Source organism: Vibrio sp. HI00D65, from assembly GCF_001635455.1.
In the GTDB taxonomy this organism is placed as follows: Bacteria; Pseudomonadota; Gammaproteobacteria; order Enterobacterales; family Vibrionaceae; genus Vibrio.
In genome coordinates this window covers 174,849-200,148 of record NZ_LWEH01000025.1, presented here as the reverse complement: position 1 = coordinate 200,148, position 25,300 = coordinate 174,849, and the positions used below count along the sequence as shown (strand labels likewise).

Here is a 25,300-nt window from a genome sequence, read left to right as displayed (position 1 = left end):
GATTTAGGTTCTGGCGCCGAGAGGTGTGAGAGTTCAAGTCTCTCCGACCGCACCACTATTTAGATGTCTTAATTGATGTCATTGTTGGGCTATCGCCAAGCGGTAAGGCACCGGCTTTTGATGCCGGCATTCCCTGGTTCGAATCCAGGTAGCCCAGCCACTATTTAAAACTCCTTGCTAACAGCAATGAGCACAACGTTTTATTGAGTCACCAATACTCAGTATAACTATAAAGATTTGCTGCGGTCGTGGCGGAATTGGTAGACGCACCAGATTTAGGTTCTGGCGCCGAGAGGTGTGAGAGTTCAAGTCTCTCCGACCGCACCATTATTTCTCTTTCATTAGAGAACAAATAGTGATTCTATTAGATTCATTATTGGCTACTTAGCTCAGTTGGTTAGAGCACATCACTCATAATGATGGGGTCGCAGGTTCAAATCCCGCAGTAGCCACCACTTATACAACGTCCTATTGAATCACCAATGTTTAATATGACTATAAAGATTTGCTGCGGTCGTGGCGGAATTGGTAGACGCACCAGATTTAGGTTCTGGCGCCGAGAGGTGTGAGAGTTCAAGTCTCTCCGACCGCACCATAATTAAATAGAACCCAGCTTTTTAGCTGGGTTTTGTTCTATCTGGAATATGTAAATCTGATAACCACGTCACCAAGTATTTCTCCCTATTTAATCACTTCATGACTTTTTTATAAGACAATGTCTGCTCCACTTTCTAATTGAGTATGACGTCTTATGAAAAACCTCACTTTAACGATCGGTTGCTACACAGACACTCCCAGTAAAAGTCGAGGCGTGTATCAGGCTCAGTTAGACTTGGAAAATGGTAAACTATTACCTTTAGAGCTCGTTTCAGAGTGTGCTAACCCATCTTTTGTCGTAGCGACAGAGCGTGGGGTCTATACTGCGTCTGAAGTTGATCAGCCAAAACAACCGCAGCTGATTCATATACCCAGCCCTAACTCAAAGACGGTTAAGAACTCCGACACAATCGCTGGCGATCACCCTTGCCACATCGCGATTGATCCTAGCCAAAAGTTTGCTATTACTTCTCAATACTCATCAGGTTCATTCGATATTTTTAGTTTAAGTATCAATGGCAATATCGATAAACGACTTAAAACAATAACTATGGTGGGTTCAGGGCCTAATAAAGAGCGCCAAACAGCGCCACATGCTCATCAATGCCTGTTCTTACAAAACTCACCACAATTTGTCACTATCGACCTTGGCGCTGATCGAATCAACTTCTATTGCTTTGATGAGGAACAGGAAGAGTTTCTAGACGAACCGATGCAATCCATTAAAGTCCCCGCAGGCAATGGACCTCGTCATCTCGCCTTCAATAAGGATGAAGACAAGGCCTATGTGATCTGTGAGCTCTCTGAAACGATACTGATGATGGAGAAAACTCTTGGGAACTGGAGTATTGTCGAAGAGATCGACGCGCTGCCAAATATGGAAAAAGGAGAGGCTACCGCTGCAATAAAACTATCGCCGGATGAGCAATTCCTCTATGTCTCTTGTCGACATCAATCAATGATCAGTTGCTTCAGAATCGAGCCAACAACGAAAATGCCTATTTTTATTGATAGCTATAATACCGAAGGCAATTTCCCTCGTGATTTTCATATTACTCATGACGGTGAATGGCTTATCGCCGCAAACCAGCACTCGAATAACATCACGTCATTCAAACGAAATACTGAAGACGGCTCTCTGGTTTACACAGGATACTCATTAGAGCTAGATGCGCCTGTTTGTGTGACACAGCAGCGATAGAGCTCATCGAATACAAAAAAGGAGAGCATTCGCTCTCCTTCTCTTTTTAAACAGTCTGAAACACTCAATTAAAGGCCCAAGGCATACTTAAGTACTTGGGCTTTAATTGGCCCTGAGTTCTCTGCTAGCTTGAGTGCAGCATTACGCACAAACTTAAGTGGGCCAATATCATTACTGAACGTCTTATAGAAAAAATCCATGCCGCTTTGCATCACTAGGTTGTCACCTCTTCTCATCACCTCGTAGCGTCTTGCTACAGAATGATTCAGCTCGCCTTTTTCTTTAGTTACATCCAATAGCGCTGCAACATCTTTGAAGCCTAAATTCACGCCCTGCCCTGCTAAAGGGTTGATCGTGTGTGCCGAGTCTCCAACCAGAATGCAGTTATTCTTAAAATAGGATTGCGCATGACGTCGAGTAAGAGGGAAAGAACCAGAGTTAAGTACTTTGATGTCCCCTAACTCCGCAGGAAAGTTAGCAAGTACTTCATTGCGAAGCTTGTCTGGGCTCATTGCCGACAGTTGCTTAATGCGAGATGGCGAGTCGTACCAAACCAAGGAGCCCTGCCCAACTTCCTGGTCTCCTGAGTTAAAAGAGCGCAAAGGAAGGAATGAACGCGGGCCGCTCGGCAAAAACTGTTGCCAAGTAATGTCTTGCTGAGGGAGCTCGGTTTCTACATTGATCAGCATGCAGTGCTGACGGTAGTCCCAAGCAGTGATGCCAATGCCCGCTTGCTGTCTAACCGCGGAATTAGCACCATCGGCACCAACTACCCACTTCGCTGACAACTCGGTACCAGATTGAAGCTTAACGATACTAGTTTCGCCAAATTCGATAGAATCCAACTTTTCAGGACACAGAAGGTCTAAGTTGTCATAACCATCAAACTGAGACCATAAGCCCAATTGAATAAGTCGGTTTTCAACAATGTAGCCTAAACGAGGCAAATCAAGTGACGCTGCATCAAATCGAGTACGACATTCTGGGTGTTCCCACGTTTCTAGGCGCTTGTAAGAGCAAACTCGCATTGCTGCTATGCTCTGCCATGCACCAAGATCGTCAAGTAAATCGACTGACGCTTGAGAAATCGCTGATACTCGAATATCCATCGCTTGCGACTCATCAAATGCTTGGGGCGCAAAACCTTCGATCACAGCAACCTGCATTCCTTGCTTAGCAAAACCGATCGCTGTTGCCGCACCAACCATGCCGCCGCCGACGACCACAATATCGTAACTGTTCATATTTTGCACTTATCAGTTTGATTCTTTGACTGTTTTTGATTGTACGTTTTCACAACGAACTTGTAACCAAAAACCTTATTTGAAAAATGGGTTACCCCTTGCTAAATCTAGTGTAAACGAGAATAAAAACCACTTCCAAAGAGATTTTATCAGACTACTAGTCAGTCGGTTTTGAAACCAGTACAATACGCCGCTTGCCGCTAGGGTGAGCCATAAAATGAATACCTAATTATGGCCATAGACTCTCGCGGATAGATACCGGGCGATTTGCTCCCTTAAATTAAACTAACGATCGAGCGAACAAAAAATGAGTAAGAAACTGCTAATTAAAACTTGGGGCTGCCAGATGAACGAATACGATTCATCAAAAATGGCTGACCTGCTAAATGCCGCAAATGGTTATGAGCTAACTGAAGTACCTGAGGAAGCAGATGTACTACTACTAAATACTTGTTCTATCCGTGAAAAAGCGCAAGAAAAAGTATTCCACCAGCTTGGTCGTTGGAAAACGCTAAAAGATAAAAAAGAAGGTGTGGTAATCGGTGTGGGTGGCTGTGTAGCGACTCAAGAAGGCGACCACATTCGTCAACGTGCGCCATACGTAGACGTTATCTTTGGCCCTCAAACACTGCACCGTCTTCCTGAGATGATCAAATCTTCTCTATCCAACGAAGCGCCAGTGATGGACATCTCTTTCCCTGAGATCGAAAAGTTCGATAGCCTACCTGAGCCTCGTGCTGAAGGGGCAACGGCATTCGTTTCTATCATGGAAGGCTGTTCTAAGTACTGTACTTACTGCGTGGTGCCCTATACTCGTGGTGAAGAAGTTAGCCGTCCAATGGACGATGTACTGTTCGAAGTTGCTCAACTTGCAGAGCAAGGTGTACGTGAAGTTAACCTGCTAGGTCAAAACGTAAATGCATACCGTGGTCCAACTCACGAAGGTGATATCTGCACATTCGCAGAGCTGCTTCGTCTTGTGGCTTCTATCGATGGTATCGACCGTATTCGTTTCACCACAAGTCACCCGCTTGAGTTCGGTGATGACATCATCGCAGTATACGAAGATACACCTGAACTTGTGAGCTTCCTTCACCTGCCAGTACAAAGTGGTAGTGACCGTATCCTTACGATGATGAAGCGCCCTCACACAGCTATCGAGTACAAGTCGATTATTCGTAAGCTTCGTAAAGCGCGTCCTGACATTCAAATCAGTTCTGACTTTATCGTTGGTTTCCCTGGTGAATCAAACCAAGATTTCCAAGACACGATGAAACTGATCAAAGACGTTGATTTCGATATGAGCTTCAGCTTTATCTTCTCTCCTCGTCCAGGTACACCTGCTGCAGACTACCCATGTGACGTGCCAGAGCAAGAGAAGAAAGATCGCCTATACGAACTACAACAAACCGTAAACTCACAAGCCATGCGCTACTCTCGCTTAATGCTTGGTACTGAGCAACGTGTACTGGTTGAAGGTCCGTCGAAGAAGAACCTAATGGAACTTCGTGCTCGTACAGAGAACAACCGTGTTGTTAACTTCGAAGGTAACGCGGATCTAATCGGTCAATTTGTCGATGTGAAGATCACTGACGTATTCGCAAACTCTCTACGTGGTGAGTTGGTTCGTACAGAGAAAGATATGGACCTACGAAGCATCATCTCTCCAACGCAGATGATGGCTAACACAAAACGTGAAGATGAGCTGGGTGTGGCAACATTTACGCCATAAGCAAAACATCTAGGTTCAGAAAAAAGCTGACCAACAAAGCTTGAAATTACCTAACTAAGTGACCATCTTAGAAAAAGGGAAATCGCCACTAGAAGCCCGGTCCCAATCGGGCTTCATGCTCTTTGTTTGTTGAAAAGAGTGGATGGCACAAAATGAGAGGCTAATTTGAGCAATAAAATCGTTACCCTAGAAATCAATCTAGAACCCGCAGATAACCATCGCCTTGCAAGCCTTTGTGGCCCATTCGATGACAACATCAAACACCTTGAGCGCCGTTTAGGGGTCGAGATTAACTATCGCAGCAACTTTTTCACTATTGTTGGCAAACCTCACACGGCTGCTGCTGCACTCGATATTGTTAAGCGCCTTTATGTTGAATCTGCTCCGGTCAAAGGCACGATTCCAGACATCGAGCCAGAACAAATTCACTTGGCTATCAAAGAGTCTGGTGTTTTAGAACAGAATGTAGAGTCTGATATTGAACACGGCAAAGAAGTGTTCATTAAGACCAAGAAAGGCGTAATTAAGCCGCGCACACCAAACCAAGCACAATACCTAATGAATATGGTGACTCATGACATCACCTTTGGTATTGGTCCTGCTGGTACGGGTAAAACATATTTAGCTGTCGCTGCTGCCGTCGACGCATTAGAACGCCAAGAGATCCGTCGTATTCTATTGACGCGCCCTGCAGTTGAAGCGGGTGAGAAATTAGGTTTCCTGCCTGGTGATTTAAGCCAAAAAGTAGACCCATATTTGCGTCCACTTTACGATGCACTTTTTGAAATGCTGGGCTTTGAACGTGTTGAGAAGCTGATTGAGCGTAACGTTATTGAGGTTGCACCTCTTGCGTACATGCGTGGTCGTACACTGAATGACGCGTTTATCATTCTTGATGAGAGCCAAAACACGACTGTTGAACAGATGAAGATGTTCCTAACTCGTATTGGTTTCAACTCTCGTGCGGTAATCACAGGCGATATCACTCAAATAGATTTACCTCGTGGGGCAAAATCTGGCTTGCGTCATGCGACCGAAGTTCTAAGTGAAGTCGATGACATCAGCTTTAACTTCTTTATGTCTGAAGACGTGGTCCGTCACCCAGTGGTTGCTCGTATTGTTAACGCTTACGAGAAATGGGAAGCAAAAGACCAGAAAGAGCGTAAAGAGTTTGAAAAACGTAAACGTGAAGAGCGTGAAGCAAAACTTCTTGAGACTCAGCAAGCGGTTACGACACAATTAGCAACACAAAATAGTTCTGTGATTGCAGAACAAGGTGATAAATAGATGTCTATTGAACTAGACCTACAATTAGCGGTCGAAAATGAGCAAGGGCTTCCAACAGAGCAGGACATTCAGCTTTGGTTGGACAAGACTATACCTCAGTTTCAAAGGAGCGCTGAGCTTACTATCCGTATCGTAGATACAGAAGAAAGCCACCAGCTAAATCATGAATATCGTGGTAAAGACAAGCCAACTAACGTTCTTTCTTTTCCATTCGAGGCTCCGCCTGGGATCGAGTTAGATCTTCTAGGTGACCTAATTATCTGTCGCCAAGTTGTCGAAAAAGAAGCAGAAGAGCAAAATAAGCCTCTGCTAGCACACTGGGCTCATATGGTTGTACATGGCAGTCTGCATCTGCTAGGTTATGATCATATTGAAGATGATGAAGCTGAAGAGATGGAGTCACTCGAGACAGAAATCATGCAAGCTATGGGGTTTGAAGACCCATATATTCTAGAAAAGTAAATCGATTCTAGTTACGTAGATTGCAGAGAAACAATGACTCATCGAACCTGTATTTTTCAGGAATCTGAGTTGTGATGTGTGCTATCACACTTCTGATAGCGTTATTTTTTGAGAAATCATGAACGAAGGTAACCCCCCCACTTCTGAGGGAAATAAAAAATCTGAAGGTCCGAGTAGAAAGTCCTTCTTTGAACGCCTAGGCCAACTATTTCAAGGCGAGGTAAAAGACCGCCAAGAGCTCGTAGATGTAATTCGCGACTCAGAAATTAATGACCTAATTGACCACGACACTCGCGACATGCTCGAAGGTGTTATGGAAATTTCAGAGATGCGAGTACGCGATATCATGCTACCTCGCTCTCAAATGGTTACAGTAGAACGCACCGATGATTTAGATACATTGATTGCGCTGATCACTGATGCTCAACACTCTCGCTACCCAGTGATCAGTGAAGATAAAGACCATGTTGAAGGCATTCTATTAGCGAAGGACCTACTTAAATACCTGGGTTCAGACAGTGCCCCATTTGATATCGAACAAGTGATTCGCCCTGCGGTTGTTGTTCCTGAAAGTAAGCGTGTTGATCGCCTACTCAAGGAGTTCCGTGAAGAGCGTTACCACATGTCTATCGTTGTTGATGAGTTTGGCGGTGTATCTGGCCTAGTAACCATTGAAGATATCCTCGAAGAAATCGTTGGTGAAATTGAAGACGAGTTCGACGATGAAGAAGAGTTGGATATCCGCAAGCTGAGTAAGCATACCTTCTCTGTTAAAGCGTTAACCACCATTGAAGAGTTCAACAACACGTTTGATACTGCTTTCAGTGATGATGAAGTGGATACAGTAGGCGGCATGGTTATGACAGCACTAGGTCATCTGCCAGTTCGTGGCGAAATTGTAGAAATCGACAACTACCATTTCAAAATAACCTCTGCAGATAATCGTCGCGTGATTCAGCTACAGGTAACCATTCCTGACGAGCAGCCTCTTCCGACTATCGAAGAATAACCACTTCTCTCTAAAGAGATGACAGAAATTAGATGACTAAGACTTTTATTCATCGCCTATTACGGCCGCTTGCGGCCGTTTTTGTTGGCGCTATAACCACCCTCTCATTCACTCCATACTCAATTTGGCCTCTTGCCATTCTCAGCCCAGCTTTACTACTGCTACTGATCCACAACCGCTCCCCTAAGAGTGCGCTTCGGATTGGTTATGCATGGGGCCTAGGTCAGTTCACCACAGGTATCAGCTGGGTATACGTCAGTATTGACGGCTTTGGCGGTATGCCATTAGCAGCCAACCTATTTTTGATGGCACTCCTAGTTGGCTACTTAGCCGTGTACTCAGGGCTATTTACTTGGAGCTTAAACAAATTCTTCCCCGCTAATAATTTAAGCCGATTCTTCCTAGCCGCTCCGGCACTATGGTTGATCAGTGATTGGCTACGCGGGTGGGTAATGACAGGCTTCCCATGGCTATGGTTGGGCTACAGCCAAATCGACTCTCCATTGGGCTCTTTCGCACCAATTGGTGGTGTAGAGTTAGTAACTCTTGCCATCATCGTTTCAGCATCAGCGTTTTCTTATACGGTAATTAATAGAGCCTGGAGTATTGCTGTTATTCCCGCAGTCGTGTTTAGCACTGGCTTTGGTATTCGAAATATCGATTGGGTAACGCCGAATCCTGAAAAAACCACCTCAGTGGTGTTGATTCAAGGTAATGTCGATCAGGACAGCAAATGGCTACCAAGTCACCGCTGGCCAACCATGATGAAATACACCGACCTCAGTAGAGAAAACTGGGATGCCGATATCATCATCTGGCCAGAAGCCGCGATCCCTGCTTTTGAAGTCGAGATACCCTCTTTTCTGCGTAACTTAGACAGCGCAGCTAAAATGAACAACAGTTCCATCATCACAGGTGTACTGAACCAGTCTGAAGATAAGAAATACTACAACAGTATTCTCTCTCTTGGTGTTAACCCATACGGTGAATACAGCTACGACACAGATGAACGCTATCATAAACATCACCTATTACCATTTGGTGAGTTTGTGCCGTTTGAAGACATATTACGTCCGTTAGCACCGTTCTTTAACTTGCCAATGTCATCGTTCAGTCGTGGCGACTTCATCCAACCAAACATTGTTGCTAACGGTCGTCATCTAGCGCCGGCTCTATGTTATGAAATCATCTTTAATGATCAAGTAAGGCAGAATGTAACGGACGAAACAGACTTTATTCTAACGCTCTCAAATGATGCTTGGTTTGGCCATTCAATTGGCCCACTACAACATATGGAAATCGCGCAAATGCGTGCCCTAGAGCTTGGTAAGCCGCTTATTCGCTCGACCAACAACGGTGTGACAGCGGTGACGGACTACAAAGGCAACATCATCAAGCAAATACCACAGTTTGAAACGGCAGTACTAAAAGCTGAACTTGTTTCAACAGATGGCCAAACTCCTTATCGCGTGGTCGGCACTTGGCCATTGTATATTTGGGTACTACTGAGCTTGGTAATTGGCTGGGTTATGAGAAAACCAAATAGCTAAGTTCAAGATTCGATATAAAGTAACTTGCAGGGTTGGCCGTTTGGTCAACCCTTTTTATTTATGTCGTATTCGGGGAGGTTTATGGTTTCAGTGCTTTGCGACTAAATCCTTTCGAGCCGCACTTAATGCACGGGATGATAGTCGTTGGATGGTTATATTCAGTTTGATGGCCACACTCATCACAAACAAGCGTCCCCAAGCCAATAACTTCACCAGCTTGATACAAGCCTTGGTGTTCTAAATCTTGGAACAGTTCTACCCACTCTACTTTAGTGCGATCGGTAATATCTAAAAGCCCCTGCCAAATAGAGTCTGCAATCATCAGATAAAATGGACCGCTTTTGCTCTCTTCGTAGCTCTCAGAAAACTCTTTCAAGTCTGACTTCACGTAGGCTGAGATCAGCGATAGCTCATCTTTAGTCATGTCATTGGCGGCCTTCGCATATTTGCCTGATGTTTCGATTTTATTGTTGAGCTCTTCAGGACTATGCTTCAGCGTTTCGATAACTTCTTCAACCACCTCTTCATAGAGTGCTTTTTTCTTCGGCATAACAACCTCCTTAAGATAACCAACGTTGTAGTAAGTGAACGAAGTGCTACAAAGCTCCTTCGCTCACAAACAAATACAATTCATACTCTTGAGTATAGTTGCCCTGCGAAATTCAGTGAAAATTACGCCATCTAAAAGTCTGCAACTGCAAGTATGAAGGGTATAACTATTGTTGTACTCAGCTCCTTTAGGTATTCTATGACGATCTGTAAGATTCTGTTCTAACCGAACTCACAAATTCCAAGATAACCGGACACCATCGATGCAAGAACAATATAACCCGCAAGAGATTGAACAAAAAGTTCAAAAACACTGGGATAACAGCGAAACTTTCGTTGTAAGTGAAGACCCAAACAAAGAAAAATTCTACTGTCTTTCTATGTTCCCGTACCCAAGTGGCCGACTGCACATGGGTCACGTGCGTAACTACACCATCGGTGATGTGGTATCTCGTTTCCAACGCCTACAAGGCAAAAACGTAATGCAACCAATCGGTTGGGATGCGTTTGGTCTACCTGCAGAAAACGCAGCGGTTAAAAACAACACCGCGCCTGCACCTTGGACTTACGAAAACATCGAGTACATGAAGAACCAACTTAAAATGCTTGGTTTAGGCTACGACTGGGAGCGCGAATTCGCAACATGTACCCCTGAGTATTACCGTTGGGAACAAGAGTTCTTCACAAAGCTTTATGAAAAAGGCCTCGTTTACAAGAAGATGTCTACTGTTAACTGGGATCCAGTTGACCAAACAGTTCTTGCCAACGAACAGGTTGTTGACGGCCGCGGCTGGCGTTCAGGTGCAATCGTCGAGCAAAAAGAGATCCCACAGTGGTTCATCAAGATAACTGAATACGCTCAAGAGCTAATCGATGACCTAGACAAGCTTGAAGGTTGGCCTGAAATGGTTAAAACCATGCAGCGCAACTGGATCGGCCGCTCCGAAGGTGTTGAGCTCAAATTTGAAGTGAAAGGTCAACAAGACCTAGAAGTTTACACAACTCGCCCAGACACCCTTATGGGTGTGACGTACGTCGGTATCGCTGCAGGTCACCCTCTGGCAGCAGAAGCAGCTAAGACAAACCCTGATCTAGCAGCCTTCGTGGAAGAGTGTAAGAACAACAAAGTAGCAGAAGCAGAAATGGCGACAATGGAGAAGAAAGGTATGGCTACTGGCCTTACTGCTATTCATCCATTGAATGGTCGTGAAGTTCCAGTGTACGTTGCTAACTTTGTATTAATGGATTACGGTACAGGCGCTGTGATGGCAGTACCTGCACACGATCAACGTGACTTCGAATTCGCGACTAAATACAGTCTAGACATCGTGCCGGTTATCAAGCCTGTTGACGACAGCGAACTAGACATCTCTGAAGCGGCATACACAGAGAAAGGTGTACTGTTCGACTCTGGCGAGTTCGATGGTCTAGAATTCCAAGCAGCGTTCGATGCAATCGCAGCAAAACTTGAAGCAGAAGGAAAAGGTACTAAGACAGTTAACTTCCGTCTCCGTGACTGGGGTGTATCTCGTCAACGTTACTGGGGTGCGCCAATCCCTATGGTAACGACTGAAGACGGTGAAGTTCACCCGGTACCAGCAGACCAGCTACCTGTTATTCTTCCAGAAGACGTAGTAATGGACGGCGTAACTAGCCCAATCAAAGCAGACAAAGAATGGGCGAAGACTACTTTCAACGGTGAACCCGCTCTACGTGAGACAGATACGTTCGACACGTTCATGGAATCTTCTTGGTACTACGCACGCTACTGTTCACCGCAAGCTGACGATATCCTAGATCCAGATAAAGCAAACTACTGGCTACCAGTAGACCAGTACATCGGTGGTATCGAGCATGCTTGTATGCACCTATTGTACTCTCGTTTCTTCCACAAACTGCTACGTGATGCAGGTTACGTAACGTCTGACGAGCCGTTCAAGCGCCTATTATGTCAGGGTATGGTATTGGCTGATGCATTCTCTTATGAGAACGAGAAAGGCGGTACTGAGTGGGTTGCACCTACTGATGTTGCTGTTGAACGTGACGCTAAAGGCCGCATCACTTCGGCGAAAGACAACACTGGCCGTGACGTTGAACACTCAGGCATGATCAAGATGTCTAAGTCGAAAAACAACGGTATCGACCCACAAGAGATGGTAGACAAGTACGGTGCTGACACAGTACGTCTATTCATGATGTTTGCATCACCTGCAGACATGACACTTGAGTGGCAAGAATCTGGTGTTGAAGGTGCAAACCGTTTCCTTAAGCGTGTATGGAAACTGGTTCACGCTCATTCATCCAAGGGGGCTGCTGAATCTGTTGACGTTGCAGCGCTTTCTGGTGACCAAAAAGCACTTCGTCGTGATGTTCACAAGACTATCGCGAAAGTAACGGACGATATCGGTCGTCGCCAAACGTTCAACACTGCGATCGCTGCGATCATGGAACTGATGAACAAACTGGCGAAAGCATCTCAAGAATCAGCACAAGATCGTGCAATCCTTGACGAGGCCCTGAAAGCAGTAGTTCGCATGCTTTACCCAATGACTCCTCACATCTCTTACGAAATGTGGATTGCTCTTGGTGAATCAGATGTTGACTCAGCAACATGGCCAACATTTGACGAGAAAGCACTAGTTGAAGACGAGAAGACCATCGTTGTTATGATCAACGGTAAGTTACGTGCGAAACTGACCGTTGCAGCTGATGCAACAGAAGAACAAGTTCGTGAACTCGGTCTAAACGATGAAAACGCTAAGAAGTTCTTAGATGGCTTAACAATTCGTAAAGTTATCTTCGTACCTGGTAAACTTCTAAACATCGTTGCTAACTAATCTTTATAGACTAAAACGAACTTAATTAGTTTTCTGCAGTCTTTAGACAGGGTAATGACATTACCCTGTCTACTTATTTAAACGCTTTACTTTCAGTGACTAACATCACATCAACAAGCTAAAGCCTTTAAATAAGTATTCTACCTTCATGAGAGTCATCAAATAATGCGCCTGATTTCACTATCTTCATTGAAAGTTACTATTGTTGTTCTAACCGTTAGCCTACTCAGCGCCTGTGGTTTTCACCTGCGCGGTGACTACTCAGTACCAGAAGAACTCAACAAGATTTCGGTAACCAGTTACGACCAATACAGTACGTTTACACGTATGATGAAAGGCCAACTGCGTATTAATGATGTAGAGATTGTCCCCCCTGCTGAAAATACCCCTAACCTGCACATCATTAGTGAGGGTGTTAGTGAGCGTACTTTATCCCTATACCAAGGCTCGCAACAAACAGGGCCTCGAGCCGCAGAGAAAGAACTTACGTTCCGCGCTTCATACCGTGTAACGATTCCAGATCTCGGTTCAAAAACCTTCTCAACCAGTGTGACTCGCAGCTACCTAGATAACCCACTAACCGCCCTCGCAAAATCGGTTGAACGCGACATGATCGAAGATGAAATGCGAAAGCTAGCAACTAGCCAAATCCTTCGTCAGATGGCTCGACTAAAAGCTAATATTGCCGCAGGTAGCATGAATCTAGAGTCGTTAGAAACAGTGCAAGTTAAAGAGCTAGAAAAACAATACAACATCAAGAATATTGAGATTGACGACGTTGAAATTGCTCCAAGTACAGAAGAACAGCCAGAGTACAGCGAATCTGCTCAATAATAGGTTTATTTGATGCGTATTTTTGCTGACCGCTTACCAGAACAACTTGCTAAACAGCTGAGTAACGTTTACCTGATTTTTGGTAACGAACCACTGCTCTTGCAAGAAAGCCGAGAAGCGATTCAAAAAACGGCTAGACAACAAGGTTTCGAAGAGCGTCACCGCTTTGCGATTGATAACAGTATGGACTGGAACCAAGTCTATGACTGTACTCAAGCGCTAAGCCTATTTTCTAGCCGTCAAATCATTGAGCTTGAGCTGCCAGAGTCAGGCGTGAATGCCGCAATAGCCAAAGAACTGTTGACTATCTCTGAGCATATCCACAGCGATATCTTGCTAATTCTTGTTGGCACCAAACTGACAAAAGCTCAAGAGAACGCTAAGTGGTTTAAAGCACTCTCTAATAAAGGACATTGGGTAAGCTGCCTGACGCCAGATGTCAGCAGGCTACCTCAGTTTGTTCAAGCACGCTGTCGTCAAGTCGGATTATCGCCAGACCCTGAAGCTATTCAGATGCTGGCGCAGTGGCATGAAGGCAACCTATTTGCACTTACACAAAGCCTCGAAAAACTGGCACTTCAGTATCCAGATGGAAAACTAACCTTAGTACGCTTAGAAGAGTCTCTGAGCCGCCACAACCACTTTACGCCATTCCACTGGAGTGACGCCCTACTAGCAGGGAAAGGGAATCGAGCACAAAGGATTCTAAGACAACTCGAAGCCGAAGGTGTCGAACCGGTAATTCTGCTGCGAAGCGTGCAAAGAGAGCTTGCGTTGCTACTGCAAATGCAGCAACAAATGAAACTCATGCCGATCGGTCAGGTTTTCGAAAAACATCGTATCTGGCAATCGAAAAAGCCGCTTTATAACGCCGCGCTAACAAGAGTTTCAATTTCTCAATTACACTCATTGTTTGCGTTGCTGACCCAAGCAGAATTGATAACAAAAACTCAGTATGAGCAGTCGCCTTGGCCACTAATCCATCAGTTGAGCGTTGAGTTTTGTATCCCTTCAGCTTCAATACCATCTCACGCATAAAAGCGTGTTATGATCTTAGTAGAACCAAATTCAGATTTAAGGAACACCCAGTGTTACGTGAAGAACTAAAAGACTTTCTTGCAGACAAAGCTGACGACATGAAAGCAGAATCTATTGTGACCATCGATGTAGAAGGCAAATCAAGTGTGACGGATTACATGATCGTTTGTACTGGTACATCTAAGCGCCACGTAGCTTCAATTGCTCAGCATGTTGCTGACGAAGTAAAGAAAGCCGGTCTTGAACCACTTGGTATGGACGGCCAGCAAGAAGGCGAATGGGTTGTATTAGATATGGGCACAAGCATGTTGCACGTTATGCAAGAAGACCACCGTGAACTGTACCAACTAGAAAAACTTTGGGGCTAAAACTTGAAGATCCAGTTAATCGCGATTGGCTCGAAAATGCCGAAGTGGGTTGAAGAAGGGTTTAACGAATATAAACGCCGCTTCCCTCATGACATGCCGTTAGAGCTCGTTGAAATCACGGCAGGTAAGCGTGGTAAAAACGCTGATATCGCTCGTATTCTTCAAAAAGAAGGCGAAGCCATGTTGGCAGCAGTGCCAAAAGGCAACCGAATTGTCACTCTAGATATACCAGGAAGAAAGTGGGACACACCACAACTTGCTGAGCAATTGGAAAGCTGGAAGCTGGATGGACGTGATGTTTCTATCCTGATTGGCGGGCCTGAAGGATTAGCACCTGCATGTAAAGCGGCCGCGGACCAAAGTTGGTCTCTGTCTGCGCTTACTCTCCCTCACCCATTAGTACGCGTTATCATGGCTGAAAGCTTGTATCGAGCTTGGAGCATCACTGCTAACCACCCTTATCATCGAGAATAAGCGTTAATGTTACGTAAACGTAGCCAAATCCGTGATTACAAAGCAGAAGCACGACTATTTACTAGCCGTGCTTTTGTTGCGTTTGCAGGCATCATAGTCATGATGTCCTTGTTGGTTATTAACCTGTACAACATTCAGGTCAACCAATATCAAGACTATAAAACTCGTTCTAACGACAACCGCATTAAGGTAGTGCCAATCGCGCCAAACCGCGGTTTGATTTACGATCGAAACGGTGTACTTCTTGCCGAGAACCGTCCGGTTTTCAACCTAGAGATCACACCAGAAAAAATTAAAGATATGGACGACACGCTTGTCCGTCTACAAGAGTTAATTGAGATCCCACCTGAGCGTATTGATCGATTTAACCGTGAGCGCCGTAATTTACGACGCTTTAAATCAGTACCCATTCTTAACCAGCTGACAGAAGAGCAAGTGGCTATCTTCTCGGTGAATCAACACAAATTCCCAGGTGTTGAAGTTACAGGTACTTTAAAGCGCTTCTACCCGTACGGTGATGTGCTTACCCACGTTATAGGCTATGTCTCTCGAATCAACGACCGTGATATGCAGCGCTTGGTGCGCGAAGAAAAAGACGCCAATTATCAGGCGACTCGTGATATTGGTAAGCTCGGTATCGAGCGCTATTACGAAGATTTGCTACACGGCATAGCAGGCTATCAAGAAGTTGAAGTAAACAGCCGCGGGCGAGTGATTCGCACACTAAAATTTGTCCCTTCTGTTCCAGGTAAAGATATTGTACTGAACCTGGATATCAACCTTCAGCTTTACGTTCATAAGCTACTCGATGGACGCCGTGGCTCAGCAGTTGTATTGGATCCAAAAGATAACGGCGTATTGGCGATGGTTTCAAGCCCGAGCTATGACCCTAATGCGTTCGTACATGGCATTTCCTCTAAAGGTTATAACGCACTACTTCAGGATAAGAACCGCCCTCTGGTAAACCGAACCACACTTGGCATCTATCCACCAGCATCAACGATCAAACCTTTTATGGCCGTTGCAGCTTTACAAGAAGGTGTCATTACTCCAAATACCACGCGTAACGACCCTGGCTATTGGAAGATCCCGAACTCTAAAACTCGACCATTTCGAGATTGGTTACGTTGGGGCCATGGTAAAGTCGACATCGTCAAAGCGATTGAAGAATCGGTGGACACTTTCTTCTACCAGATCGCTTATGACCTAGGTATAGACCGCATATCCAAATGGATGATGATGTTTGGATTTGGCGATTACACGGGCATCGATATTTACGAAGAAAGCAAAGCCAACATGCCAACCCGAGACTGGAAAATGGCCAGACACCGTGTGCCATGGTACCAAGGTGACACAATCCCTGTTGGTATCGGTCAAGGCTACTGGACTGCTACACCGATGCAGATTGCAAAAGCGACCTCTGTGATGGTCAATAAGGGCGATGTAACAGCACCTCACCTATTACGTGCCACCATTGAAAACGGTCACCCATTCGACGAGCAAGTTATGTCGGACATCGAAACTTACCCGCCACTCACAGGCGTTAAGAAGAAGTACTGGGATATCGCTCAAGAAGGTATGAAGCTGGCTAACCACGGTAAAAAAGGGACAGCAAGACGCTCATTCCAAAATATGTCTTACGTTACCGCAGGTAAGTCAGGTACAGCACAAGTCTTTGGCCTGAAAGAAGATGAAGAGTACAACGCCGATGAAATCGCTGAGCACCTACGTGACCACGCATTGTTTACAGGCTACGCACCTATCGAATCTCCAGAGGCCGTTGTTACCATTGTTCTAGAAAATGCCGGTGGTGGTTCTTCTAATGGTGCTCCAGTAGTAAGACGAATTCTAGACCACATTATCCTTGCAGAAGATTATCAAAGCGAGCCAATAAAATAATGAAACTTGATCCTTCAACAGGACGAAACAGAGCCTTATTTGAAAGGCTACATATCGATCTGCCACTATTACTCGGCATTCTAGTTTTAATGGGCTTTGCCTTATTAATCATGTACAGCGCGAGTGGACAGAGCCTAGCGATGATGGATCGCCAGGCGATGCGTATGGCACTGTCTTTGGGCATAATGATCCTCTTAGCTCAGATATCACCACGTACCTACGAGACTTTAGCCCCTGTACTATTCGCTGGCGGCGTTATTCTGCTATTAGGAGTACTCTTCTTTGGCGAAGCCTCTAAAGGTGCACAGCGCTGGCTAAATTTCGGCTTTATTCGATTCCAGCCCTCAGAGCTCCTAAAGCTCGCCGTGCCTTTAATGCTGGCGAGATTTATTGGTAAGCGTTCACTACCACCGACATTCCAAACCTTGGCAATCTCGCTGGTTATGGTGTTTGTACCGACCATTCTGATCGCTAAACAGCCCGATTTAGGCACCTCTATCCTTATCGCGGCATCGGGTATCTTCGTGATATTCCTAGCAGGTATTAGCTGGAAGATCATTGCCAGTGCAGCTGTTGCCTTGGGCGCATTTATCCCAATACTGTGGTTCTTCTTAATGCGTGAATACCAAAAGGTGCGTGTAAGAACCCTTTTTGATCCTGAATCGGATCCATTAGGTGCGGGTTACCACATCATTCAAAGTAAGATTGCGATAGGTTCAGGTGGTATATCCGGAAAAGGCTGGCTACAAGGGACTCAGTCTCAACTAGAGTTCATTCCTGAGCGCCATACTGACTTCATCTTCGCGGTTATCGCTGAAGAATGGGGCATGATAGGTATCTTGTTCTTACTAGCTATCTACCTATTCATTATTGGACGTGGTTTGTACCTAGCAAGCCAAGCGCAAACGGCCTTTGGTCGAATGATGGGCGGTAGTATTGTACTGAGCTTCTTCGTTTATATTTTTGTAAATATTGGCATGGTAAGTGGCATTCTACCGGTTGTAGGTGTACCTCTTCCTTTGGTCAGCTATGGCGGTACCTCTATGGTTACCCTAATGGCTGGTTTTGGTATTTTAATGTCGATCCACACACACAGAAAAGCATTCTCAAAGGCGACCTAATCGATGTCTATTACAACGTTTTCAAAAAAAGCATCTTTGGTTTGTGAGCTGCCAATAAAAAAAATAGTCTCAATTCTGGGCTTAGCAATTTTAATCAATGCCTGTTCCTCGCAGAAGCCAAGTGGCCGCTACGATATAGATTCAGATATCGCGCCAGATACCCCTATTTCGGTCGAGCATTTAGAGGATGCACATCCTCAATACGAACCCTACAGCCTAGGTGGTAACAGTGACTACACCTTACGTGGTGAAGACTACAAAATCGTAAAGGAAACAGAAGGCTTCACCGAGAAAGGTAAAGCGTCTTGGTACGGCAAAAAATTTCATGGTCATTTGACGTCTAACGGCGAGATTTACGACATGTATTCGATGTCGGCGGCACACAAAACATTGCCTATTCCAAGCTATGTAAAAGTCACTAATACAGACAACAACAAAACAACGATTGTGCGTATTAATGATCGCGGTCCATTCCATGAAGGTCGAATCATTGACCTCAGTTATGCGGCAGCTTACAAGCTCGATGTCTTAAGGACTGGCACTGCAAATGTTGAGATTGAAGTGATCAAAGTTCCAATGCCAACTGGCGCTAAAAAGAAGGCTGCTTTGCCACAATTTATTATTCAAGTCGCGACATCGTCACATGAAGACAGAACGGAGAAGTTAGCCAAAGATCTCAGCGAAAAGCTAGCAGTAGCAAGCTTCTTGCAGCCAAATGATGACCAATACCGACTGATGCTTGGGCCATTTCATGACTATGCTCTGACTCAAGAGAAATTAGAACAGGTTAAGCTGATGGGTTACCCTTCTGCTTATATCAAGAAGCACACGCTAACTCGCTAATTAATCTGACAGTAACCTCTGGTAATCAGCGCTCTGGTGTGACAGAGTGATTCTGGTAATATATGAATAGTTCACCAAATAATTGCATTAAAAATGATTAAATCTAATAAACTTGTTAAAACGATTTTTGCTACTTCTGTTGCGCTTTCAGCAACAATAGCTACATCGTCATTCGCTGCTCCAATTGTTGTTCCTGATGCACCACAAATCGCCGCTAAAGGTTTTGTTCTGATGGATTACCACTCAGGCAAAGTACTAGCAGAGAAAGAAATGAATACTCAACTTTCTCCAGCAAGTTTAACCAAGATGATGACGAGCTATGTAATCGGTCAAGAACTTGAGCGTGGTAACATTAACCTAAACGACGATGTTGTAATCAGTGAAAATGCTTGGGCTAAAAACTTCCCTGATTCATCTAAAATGTTCGTTGAAGTTGGCACAACGGTTAAAGTTGAAGAATTGAACCGCGGTATCATCATTCAATCCGGTAACGATGCTTGTGTTGCTATGGCTGAGCACATTGCAGGCTCAGAAGACGCATTCGTTGACCTAATGAACGCATGGGCTAGCTCTATCGGCATGAAAGACACGCACTTTGCTAACGTGCATGGTCTAGACAACCCAAACCTATACTCAACGCCTTACGATATGGCACTGCTTGGACAGGCGCTAATTCGTGACGTTCCTGATGAGTACCGTATCTACTCACAGAAAAAATTCACATACAACGGCATCACCCAATACAACCGTAATGGTCTGTTGTGGGATAAGAGCATGAACGTTGATGGCATTAAAACAGGCCACACAAGCAATGCAGGTTACAGCCTAGTAAGCTCAGCAACAGAAGGCAAAATGCGCCTAGTTGCTGTTGTGATGGGTACTAAAAATGCCAACGCTCGTAAAACAGAAAGCAAAAAACTGCTTAGCTACGGCTTCCGCTTCTTCGAAACAGTGGCACCGCACACCGCTGGTGAGACTTTCGTAGAAGAAAAAATCTGGATGGGTAGCAAAGACACAGTTGCTCTAGGTGTCGACGAAGATACTTTCGTAACTCTGCCTCGCGGCCAAGCAAAAGATCTTAAAGCAAGCTTTGTACTTGAGAAAGAGCTAGAAGCGCCAATCAGCAAAGGTGATGTTGTTGGTAAACTTTTCTACCAAGTTGATGGTGAAGACGTTGCGGAATACCCACTACTAGCACTTGAAGACGTAGAGCAAGGCAGCCTATTTAGCCGACTATGGGATTACCTAGTACTGCTATTCAAAGGCTTATTCTAAGTAAGTCCAAGGTTTTGTTCTAAACAAACCTTAGCTTGTAGGAAAGCTAACCCAATGAGCAAGTTCATTATTTACTCTTTGGTAAAACAAAAGCCGCCATGTGCGGTTTTTGTTGATCTTGAGTTCAGTGATATTTACACGTAATATTCCGCCTTATTACTCGAGTCTACTGACCGAACACGCTTTTCATCGACTTCCGCCAATTTGCGAGAGTCTAGCCTTTTGGAGCTAATCATGAACATCAATTCTGATGCAAAACTAAAAGACCTCTTAGAGTTCCCTTGTTCATTCACCTACAAAGTAATGGGCCACGCTAAGCCAGAACTGACTGAACTAGTGCTAGAAGTGATCCAGCGTCATGCTCCTGGTGACTACAGCCCAACACTAAAACCAAGTGCAAAGGGTAACTACCACTCTGTTTCTATCAACATCACTGCGACTTCAATTGAGCAGGTGGAAACGCTATACAAAGAACTAGGCGAGATCGAAATCGTTCGTATGGTTCTGTAATCCTCGATTACGCATGAAAAACAGCGGCTTATTGCCGCTGTTTTTGTTTATAGCACCCTATTGCGGTCAAATTCATTCAACTTAATTTTAAATAAATACAAAGAAAGTTGAAAAACCTTGCAGTCCATCAGTAGTTAGAAACATGTTTCGCGTTTATAATGCGTTCACTTTATTAATCCTTGAGGGAGTGCCGCTTTGCAAAATAAGCTAATCGTAAAAAAATTAGGCCGTCAGGATTACGAACCTGTATGGAAAGCCATGCATAAGTTCACAGACGAACGCACAGAAGAAGACGTAGACCAAGTATGGTTGGTTGAACACAATCCAGTCTTCACTCAAGGACAAGCAGGCAAAGCTGAGCATGTATTAAATGCTGGCGATATTCCTGTGATACAAAGCGATCGCGGTGGCCAAGTGACTTACCACGGCCCAGGCCAGTTAGTGGCGTACTTTCTGATTAACATCCGCCGCAAGAAGTTCGGAGTGCGCGATTTGGTTACTCATATTGAGAACCTCGTAATCAACACTCTGAAAGCTTACAATATAGATTCAGCTGCCCGACCTGACGCTCCTGGTGTTTATGTCGATGGCAAGAAAATCTGTTCACTCGGATTACGAATTCGACGTGGCTGCTCATTCCATGGACTAGCACTGAACGTCGATATGGACTTGTCCCCATTCCTACGCATTAACCCATGTGGTTACCAAGGTATGGAAATGGCACAAGTAAGCCAGCTAGGCGGACCAAGTGAATTAGAGAACGTTGAGCAACAGTTAATACAAGAGCTCGTAGAGCTGCTCGGCTATGACCAAGTAGACATTCAAGCCACCAGTTACATTACAGCAGAAGCATAAAATCATGAGCAAACCAATCCAAATGGAAAAAGGCGTTAAATATCGTGACGCTGACAAAATGGCATTAATTCCCGTAAAGAATATGCCTGCTGAACAGAAAGAAGTACTACGTAAGCCAGAATGGATGAAGATTAAACTTCCTTCAGACAGCCATCGTATCCAAGAAATCAAATCAGCAATGCGCAAAAACAACCTGCACTCAGTTTGTGAAGAAGCGTCTTGTCCTAACCTAGCCGAGTGTTTCAACCACGGTACGGCAACGTTTATGATTCTTGGTGCTATCTGTACGCGTCGCTGCCCGTTCTGTGATGTTGCCCATGGTCGTCCTGTTGCTCCTGAAGCAGAAGAGCCGAAGAAACTGGCGAAGACAATTCAAGACATGAAACTGAAGTATGTAGTAATCACTTCGGTTGACCGCGATGACTTGCGCGACGGTGGTGCTAAGCACTTTGCAGACTGTAACCGTGAGATCCGCGAGCTAAACCCAAACATTCGTATCGAAACGCTGGTTCCAGACTTCCGCGGTCGTATGGACGTTGCACTAGAGCTACTGAAAGACAATCCACCAGATGTTTTCAACCACAACCTGGAAACAGCGCCACGCTTGTACCGTAAAGCGCGTCCAGGTGCAAACTACAAGTGGTCTCTTGATCTACTGAAGAAGTTCAAAGAGCAGCACCCAGACATCCCAACAAAATCTGGCGTTATGATGGGCCTTGGTGAAACCAAAGAAGAGATCATTCAAGTACTGAGAGACCTTCGTGAGCACGGCGTAACTATGCTGACTCTTGGTCAATACCTAGCACCAAGCCGCCACCACTTACCAGTAGAACGCTACGTGCCGCCTTCAGAGTTCGACGAGCTAAAAGAGATTGCTCTTGAGCTCGGCTTCACTCACGCAGCATGTGGTCCGTTTGTACGTTCTTCTTACCATGCAGACTTGCAAGCACAAGGTATGGAAATCAAGTAAGCGAGTACTTATCTCCTAAGTTTCAAAGGCGCATTCCATCGGGGATGCGCCTTTTTCTTATCAACAACCCGTAACGTTATCATTCAGATACGCCAAAGCCGCTCTATGAGAGCGGCTTTGGTACATTCAGGTCTAAACGATAGACAAGTGAACAGTAACGGCGAATTAGCCGAAAGAAGCCCAGATGACCGTTGCCACTAAGATTGGGCACACGAACTTCACATACATCGGCCAAACTTTACCAAAACAGCCAAGTTGAAAGTCCGGGCAACCTTGCTCAAGCTCTTTCACTTTTGAAGCTCGGCTCCATACCCATCCACCAAACAGACAGAACACCAATGCAGCAATTGGCTGCAGGTATTGTGTCGCTATCATCGCAACAATGCCAAACATCGCAGCAAAGTTGTAAACAATCACCACACTAAATAGCGCGATTGCACCACCAATCACCCAGCTTGTTGGCGTACGTCTAGTATTAAAACGCTCGCTCACTAACGCTACAGGGCCTTCTAACATTGAGATAGAAGACGTCAACGCCGCAATTGTTAGCAACAAGAAAAAAACAATTGCGAAGATCTGACCAAGCACACCTAAGCTATCAAACATCAACGGAAGAACAGTGAATACCAGTGTGTCAGAGCTCAATAGTGAACCGTCTTCCGCATAGATTTGAACGCCTTTTTGCATCGCAACAAACATTGCAGGCATAACCACTAAGCCAGCAATAAAAGCCACAGCGGTATCAACCAGCGTCACGCTCATCGCCATTTTTGGCAGGTTTTCTTTCTTACTTAAGTATGAGCCATAAACCAACATTGAACAGCCACCAATAGTTAGCGAGAAGAAGCCTTGACCCATCGCCGCTAGAATCAGTTTTCTGTCCCACACCTTATCAAAATCAGGAACTAGGTAATGCTTTAAGCCTTCCATTGCGCCAGCTTGAGTCATGATGTACACGAACAACAAGCCGAACAAAACAAACAGCGCTGGCATTAAGCGCGTCGACCACTTCTCGATACCTTGCTTAACACCGCCCTGTACAATGAGAATGGTCAGTACGTAGAACGCTACAGTACCAAATACATTACGCTCAACACTGAAGCCTTTAAACCAATCAGCAGCAGCCTCTAAACCAATAAGATCAGCGACAGCGCCAATTAGGAAGCAGATCAACCAGCCACCAACAATACTATAAAATGCCAATACGGCACTTGGGACACTTAACCCAATCCAACCAACAAATTCACCGACCTTCTTTCCTAATGGGTTACTCGTTAGTGAACGCATGCTATCAACTGGGTTGGCTTGACCATGACGACCAATCGCCATTTCAACCACCAGCATAGGGAACGCAACCACGAAAATCATGATTAGGTAAACCAGTAGGAAGGCGCCACCACCATTGCTCGCTACCTGAGTCGGAAAACCCCAAATATTACCTAAGCCAACAGCAGCACCAGCCGCAGCTAAAATAAAGCCTAAACGAGAACTAAACAGCTCTCTTGAAGAAGAAGATTGTTGGTCCATATTGCTCGCACAAAGAATCAGTGAACTAGTTGAGGAGTACAGTAATAAAAAGCAATGATAGACACAACCAATAAATGAACAATTCTCTAATTTTTACAATCAATGCGCTATTTAGAACCACAAAATTAACAAAAACCCAGTTCAATAGCTTTCCATCACCATAAATACAAGGATTATCAGAACGCCCCAAAACCAAATCAGATATTGAGCGTGGGGCAAACACTACAAACAAAAAGAGCACCAACTGGTACTCTTGCTATCCATCACTAGACTAGAATTAAATCGTGAATACTTGATAATCTTTTAAGTTCGGAATGATTTCATGCAGTTCTTGCTCTTGTTCCGCTATCTCATCAAGAGAATCACAGAACTCTGCGCTTTCTTCTTCCATCTGCTTAGCGTGCTGCTTCATTCGCTCTTCAACTTTCAGCTTGAGTTCAGCCATGCTGTCTGTCAATTCCGTCAGGTTGAGTCCGCCTTCTTGCTTCATCTTTTCTGACATGGCATTAAAGGCACTAGAGATAAACTCTTGATTAAAGATCTCTTTAGCCTTTTCGAAATCTTCAGACCAACCATTGGCCATCGACTCAAAGCTGTCTGCAGGCAAAACCAATTCACCGTCTTTGTAGTAGCGGGCCTCTAGGTCTGCGAAAAACGTTTTCATCGACTCTTTTACGTTATCAAACGATTCTGGAGAGTCCAAGCTGACAGCAATATCGTCAATCACATCATTGGCTAATGCGAGACTTTCGCTCGCCATCTGCTTAGCTCGCGGTATGTACTCACTCATACTCTCGCGATATTTTTCAATCGCTGCTTGTTGGTCAGCATCAAGCTCAACTTTCTCGCCATGGATGTAGAGATCGTTTTTATCATCGAATACGGCTGTATCACCATTTACCTGATGAATTTCAACTTTTTGGTCATCGATTCGCAACTCATTCTTCAAATCAACTCGACATTGAGCTGCAAATGTTGGCAGGCTCACAACAGAGATCGCCGCTGTTAACGATGCAATTAATACACTGTTTTTCATAAATACATTGCTTTTCATAACATCCTCTCATCAATCTGCCAGATTACTATACCCCGAGTTTATACTTCTTTGTCAGGGCAAG

General features: G+C 44.8%; 22 protein-coding genes and 4 tRNA genes. 22 read left to right on the top strand and 4 right to left on the bottom strand.

Features of this window, described 5'->3' with window-relative positions; genetic code table 11:
• The first annotated feature begins 85 nt into the window (after positions 1-85).
• The 5 genes from A3712_RS06320 (at position 86) to A3712_RS06300 (ending at position 1,798) form a co-directional block, all read left to right on the top strand.
• Positions 86-160, top strand: a tRNA-Gln gene (locus A3712_RS06320).
• 82 nt (positions 161-242) lie between these two features.
• Positions 243-327, top strand: a tRNA-Leu gene (locus A3712_RS06315).
• A gap of 51 nt (positions 328-378) precedes the next feature.
• Positions 379-455 (top strand) — tRNA-Met (locus A3712_RS06310).
• Positions 456-510: 55 nt separating this feature from the next.
• Positions 511-595: transfer RNA gene (locus tag A3712_RS06305), tRNA-Leu, on the top strand.
• 156 nt (positions 596-751) lie between these two features.
• Positions 752-1,798: a lactonase family protein gene (locus A3712_RS06300; protein ID WP_063522746.1), complete on the top strand. Its 1,047-nt coding sequence runs from the start codon at positions 752-754 to the stop codon at positions 1,796-1,798.
• Positions 1,799-1,866: 68 nt separating this feature from the next.
• Here A3712_RS06300 and A3712_RS06295 read toward each other — a convergent pair whose 3' ends face one another.
• Positions 1,867-3,042: a 2-octaprenyl-3-methyl-6-methoxy-1,4-benzoquinol hydroxylase gene (locus A3712_RS06295; protein ID WP_063522745.1), complete on the bottom strand. Its 1,176-nt coding sequence runs from the start codon at positions 3,040-3,042 to the stop codon at positions 1,867-1,869.
• A 307-nt stretch (positions 3,043-3,349) separates the two neighbouring features.
• Here A3712_RS06295 and miaB point away from each other — a divergent pair, with 307 nt between their 5' ends.
• From miaB to lnt, 5 genes are all read left to right on the top strand, one after another.
• Positions 3,350-4,774 (top strand): tRNA (N6-isopentenyl adenosine(37)-C2)-methylthiotransferase MiaB, encoded by a 1,425-nt coding sequence (gene miaB, locus A3712_RS06290; protein ID WP_004737649.1) that lies wholly within the window; start codon positions 3,350-3,352, stop codon positions 4,772-4,774.
• Between the two features lie 165 nt (positions 4,775-4,939).
• Positions 4,940-6,061, top strand: coding sequence for a PhoH family protein (locus A3712_RS06285; RefSeq protein ID WP_004737647.1), 1,122 nt, complete (start codon positions 4,940-4,942; stop codon positions 6,059-6,061).
• Entirely contained in the window at positions 6,062-6,523 is a 462-nt protein-coding gene (gene ybeY / locus A3712_RS06280; RefSeq protein WP_063522744.1) for an rRNA maturation RNase YbeY, read from the top strand.
• A 118-nt stretch (positions 6,524-6,641) separates the two neighbouring features.
• Complete coding sequence (corC, locus tag A3712_RS06275; RefSeq protein ID WP_063522743.1) at positions 6,642-7,532, top strand: CNNM family magnesium/cobalt transport protein CorC; 891 nt, start codon at positions 6,642-6,644, stop codon at positions 7,530-7,532.
• A 32-nt stretch (positions 7,533-7,564) separates the two neighbouring features.
• Positions 7,565-9,082 carry an apolipoprotein N-acyltransferase gene (gene lnt / locus A3712_RS06270; RefSeq protein WP_063522742.1) on the top strand — a complete coding sequence of 506 codons (1,518 nt, stop codon included), beginning with the start codon at positions 7,565-7,567 and terminating at the stop codon, positions 9,080-9,082.
• Positions 9,083-9,161: 79 nt separating this feature from the next.
• Here the strand turns inward: lnt and A3712_RS06265 are convergent, their stop codons facing one another.
• Positions 9,162-9,632: a zinc ribbon-containing protein gene (locus A3712_RS06265; protein WP_061033217.1), complete on the bottom strand. Its 471-nt coding sequence runs from the start codon at positions 9,630-9,632 to the stop codon at positions 9,162-9,164.
• A gap of 262 nt (positions 9,633-9,894) precedes the next feature.
• Here A3712_RS06265 and leuS point away from each other — a divergent pair, with 262 nt between their 5' ends.
• The 12 genes from leuS to lipA all read left to right on the top strand — a co-directional run bounded on the left by leuS (position 9,895) and on the right by lipA (position 22,655).
• Complete coding sequence (gene leuS, locus A3712_RS06260) at positions 9,895-12,468, top strand: leucine--tRNA ligase (RefSeq protein ID WP_063522741.1); 2,574 nt, start codon at positions 9,895-9,897, stop codon at positions 12,466-12,468.
• 165 nt (positions 12,469-12,633) lie between these two features.
• Positions 12,634-13,302, top strand: a complete 669-nt coding sequence (locus A3712_RS06255; protein ID WP_063522740.1) for an LPS-assembly lipoprotein LptE — start codon at positions 12,634-12,636, stop codon at positions 13,300-13,302.
• A 12-nt stretch (positions 13,303-13,314) separates the two neighbouring features.
• The gene (holA, locus tag A3712_RS06250) at positions 13,315-14,340 is read left to right on the top strand and encodes a DNA polymerase III subunit delta (RefSeq protein ID WP_063522739.1); all 1,026 of its coding nucleotides are present in this window, start codon (positions 13,315-13,317) and stop codon (positions 14,338-14,340) included.
• Positions 14,341-14,390: 50 nt separating this feature from the next.
• Positions 14,391-14,708 carry a ribosome silencing factor gene (rsfS, locus tag A3712_RS06245; RefSeq protein ID WP_063522738.1) on the top strand — a complete coding sequence of 106 codons (318 nt, stop codon included), beginning with the start codon at positions 14,391-14,393 and terminating at the stop codon, positions 14,706-14,708.
• A 3-nt stretch (positions 14,709-14,711) separates the two neighbouring features.
• Positions 14,712-15,182 carry a 23S rRNA (pseudouridine(1915)-N(3))-methyltransferase RlmH gene (gene rlmH, locus A3712_RS06240; RefSeq protein WP_063522737.1) on the top strand — a complete coding sequence of 157 codons (471 nt, stop codon included), beginning with the start codon at positions 14,712-14,714 and terminating at the stop codon, positions 15,180-15,182.
• Between the two features lie 6 nt (positions 15,183-15,188).
• Positions 15,189-17,081 carry a penicillin-binding protein 2 gene (gene mrdA / locus A3712_RS06235; RefSeq protein ID WP_063522736.1) on the top strand — a complete coding sequence of 631 codons (1,893 nt, stop codon included), beginning with the start codon at positions 15,189-15,191 and terminating at the stop codon, positions 17,079-17,081.
• Positions 17,081-18,202, top strand: coding sequence for a rod shape-determining protein RodA (gene rodA / locus A3712_RS06230; RefSeq protein WP_063522735.1), 1,122 nt, complete (start codon positions 17,081-17,083; stop codon positions 18,200-18,202). Before mrdA ends, rodA begins: the two co-directional genes overlap by 1 nt.
• Before the next feature lie 3 nt (positions 18,203-18,205).
• A complete protein-coding gene (locus A3712_RS06225) occupies positions 18,206-19,045 on the top strand; it encodes a septal ring lytic transglycosylase RlpA family protein (RefSeq protein WP_063522734.1) in 840 nt (279 codons plus the stop codon).
• Positions 19,046-19,138: 93 nt separating this feature from the next.
• A complete protein-coding gene (locus tag A3712_RS06220) occupies positions 19,139-20,320 on the top strand; it encodes a serine hydrolase (protein ID WP_081090352.1) in 1,182 nt (393 codons plus the stop codon).
• A 231-nt stretch (positions 20,321-20,551) separates the two neighbouring features.
• The gene (gene ybeD / locus A3712_RS06215; RefSeq protein WP_026084358.1) at positions 20,552-20,830 is read left to right on the top strand and encodes a DUF493 family protein YbeD; all 279 of its coding nucleotides are present in this window, start codon (positions 20,552-20,554) and stop codon (positions 20,828-20,830) included.
• A gap of 195 nt (positions 20,831-21,025) precedes the next feature.
• Positions 21,026-21,685, top strand: a complete 660-nt coding sequence (lipB, locus tag A3712_RS06210; RefSeq protein WP_019820804.1) for a lipoyl(octanoyl) transferase LipB — start codon at positions 21,026-21,028, stop codon at positions 21,683-21,685.
• 4 nt (positions 21,686-21,689) lie between these two features.
• Entirely contained in the window at positions 21,690-22,655 is a 966-nt protein-coding gene (gene lipA, locus A3712_RS06205) for a lipoyl synthase (protein WP_063522733.1), read from the top strand.
• A gap of 165 nt (positions 22,656-22,820) precedes the next feature.
• On the opposite strand, the gene A3712_RS06200 is transcribed toward lipA, so the two are convergent.
• Positions 22,821-24,182, bottom strand: a complete 1,362-nt coding sequence (locus tag A3712_RS06200; protein ID WP_063522732.1) for a sodium-dependent transporter — start codon at positions 24,180-24,182, stop codon at positions 22,821-22,823.
• A 277-nt stretch (positions 24,183-24,459) separates the two neighbouring features.
• On the bottom strand, positions 24,460-25,236 hold the full coding sequence (locus A3712_RS06195; RefSeq protein WP_063522731.1) for a YggN family protein: 777 nt from the start codon (positions 25,234-25,236) through the stop codon (positions 24,460-24,462).
• Positions 25,237-25,300: the final 64 nt, after the last annotated feature.

Excerpts from the sequence above, each read along its gene's own strand:
- holA (WP_063522739.1), top strand. The coding sequence starts at position 13,315 with ATGCGTATTTTTGCTGACCGCTTACCAGAACAACTTGCTAAACAGCTG.
- lipA (WP_063522733.1), top strand. The coding sequence starts at position 21,690 with ATGAGCAAACCAATCCAAATGGAAAAAGGCGTTAAATATCGTGACGCT.
- leuS (WP_063522741.1), top strand. The coding sequence starts at position 9,895 with ATGCAAGAACAATATAACCCGCAAGAGATTGAACAAAAAGTTCAAAAA.
- rodA (WP_063522735.1), top strand. The coding sequence starts at position 17,081 with ATGAAACTTGATCCTTCAACAGGACGAAACAGAGCCTTATTTGAAAGG.
- A3712_RS06265 (WP_061033217.1), bottom strand. The coding sequence starts at position 9,632 with ATGCCGAAGAAAAAAGCACTCTATGAAGAGGTGGTTGAAGAAGTTATC.
- mrdA (WP_063522736.1), top strand. The coding sequence starts at position 15,189 with ATGTTACGTAAACGTAGCCAAATCCGTGATTACAAAGCAGAAGCACGA.
- corC (WP_063522743.1), top strand. The coding sequence starts at position 6,642 with ATGAACGAAGGTAACCCCCCCACTTCTGAGGGAAATAAAAAATCTGAA.
- A3712_RS06255 (WP_063522740.1), top strand. The coding sequence starts at position 12,634 with ATGCGCCTGATTTCACTATCTTCATTGAAAGTTACTATTGTTGTTCTA.
- A3712_RS06200 (WP_063522732.1), bottom strand. The coding sequence starts at position 24,182 with ATGGACCAACAATCTTCTTCTTCAAGAGAGCTGTTTAGTTCTCGTTTA.
- miaB (WP_004737649.1), top strand. The coding sequence starts at position 3,350 with ATGAGTAAGAAACTGCTAATTAAAACTTGGGGCTGCCAGATGAACGAA.
- A3712_RS06295 (WP_063522745.1), bottom strand. The coding sequence starts at position 3,042 with ATGAACAGTTACGATATTGTGGTCGTCGGCGGCGGCATGGTTGGTGCG.
- ybeY (WP_063522744.1), top strand. The coding sequence starts at position 6,062 with ATGTCTATTGAACTAGACCTACAATTAGCGGTCGAAAATGAGCAAGGG.
- lnt (WP_063522742.1), top strand. The coding sequence starts at position 7,565 with ATGACTAAGACTTTTATTCATCGCCTATTACGGCCGCTTGCGGCCGTT.
- A3712_RS06195 (WP_063522731.1), bottom strand. The coding sequence starts at position 25,236 with ATGAAAAGCAATGTATTTATGAAAAACAGTGTATTAATTGCATCGTTA.
- A3712_RS06225 (WP_063522734.1), top strand. The coding sequence starts at position 18,206 with ATGTCTATTACAACGTTTTCAAAAAAAGCATCTTTGGTTTGTGAGCTG.
- A3712_RS06300 (WP_063522746.1), top strand. The coding sequence starts at position 752 with ATGAAAAACCTCACTTTAACGATCGGTTGCTACACAGACACTCCCAGT.
- A3712_RS06220 (WP_081090352.1), top strand. The coding sequence starts at position 19,139 with ATGATTAAATCTAATAAACTTGTTAAAACGATTTTTGCTACTTCTGTT.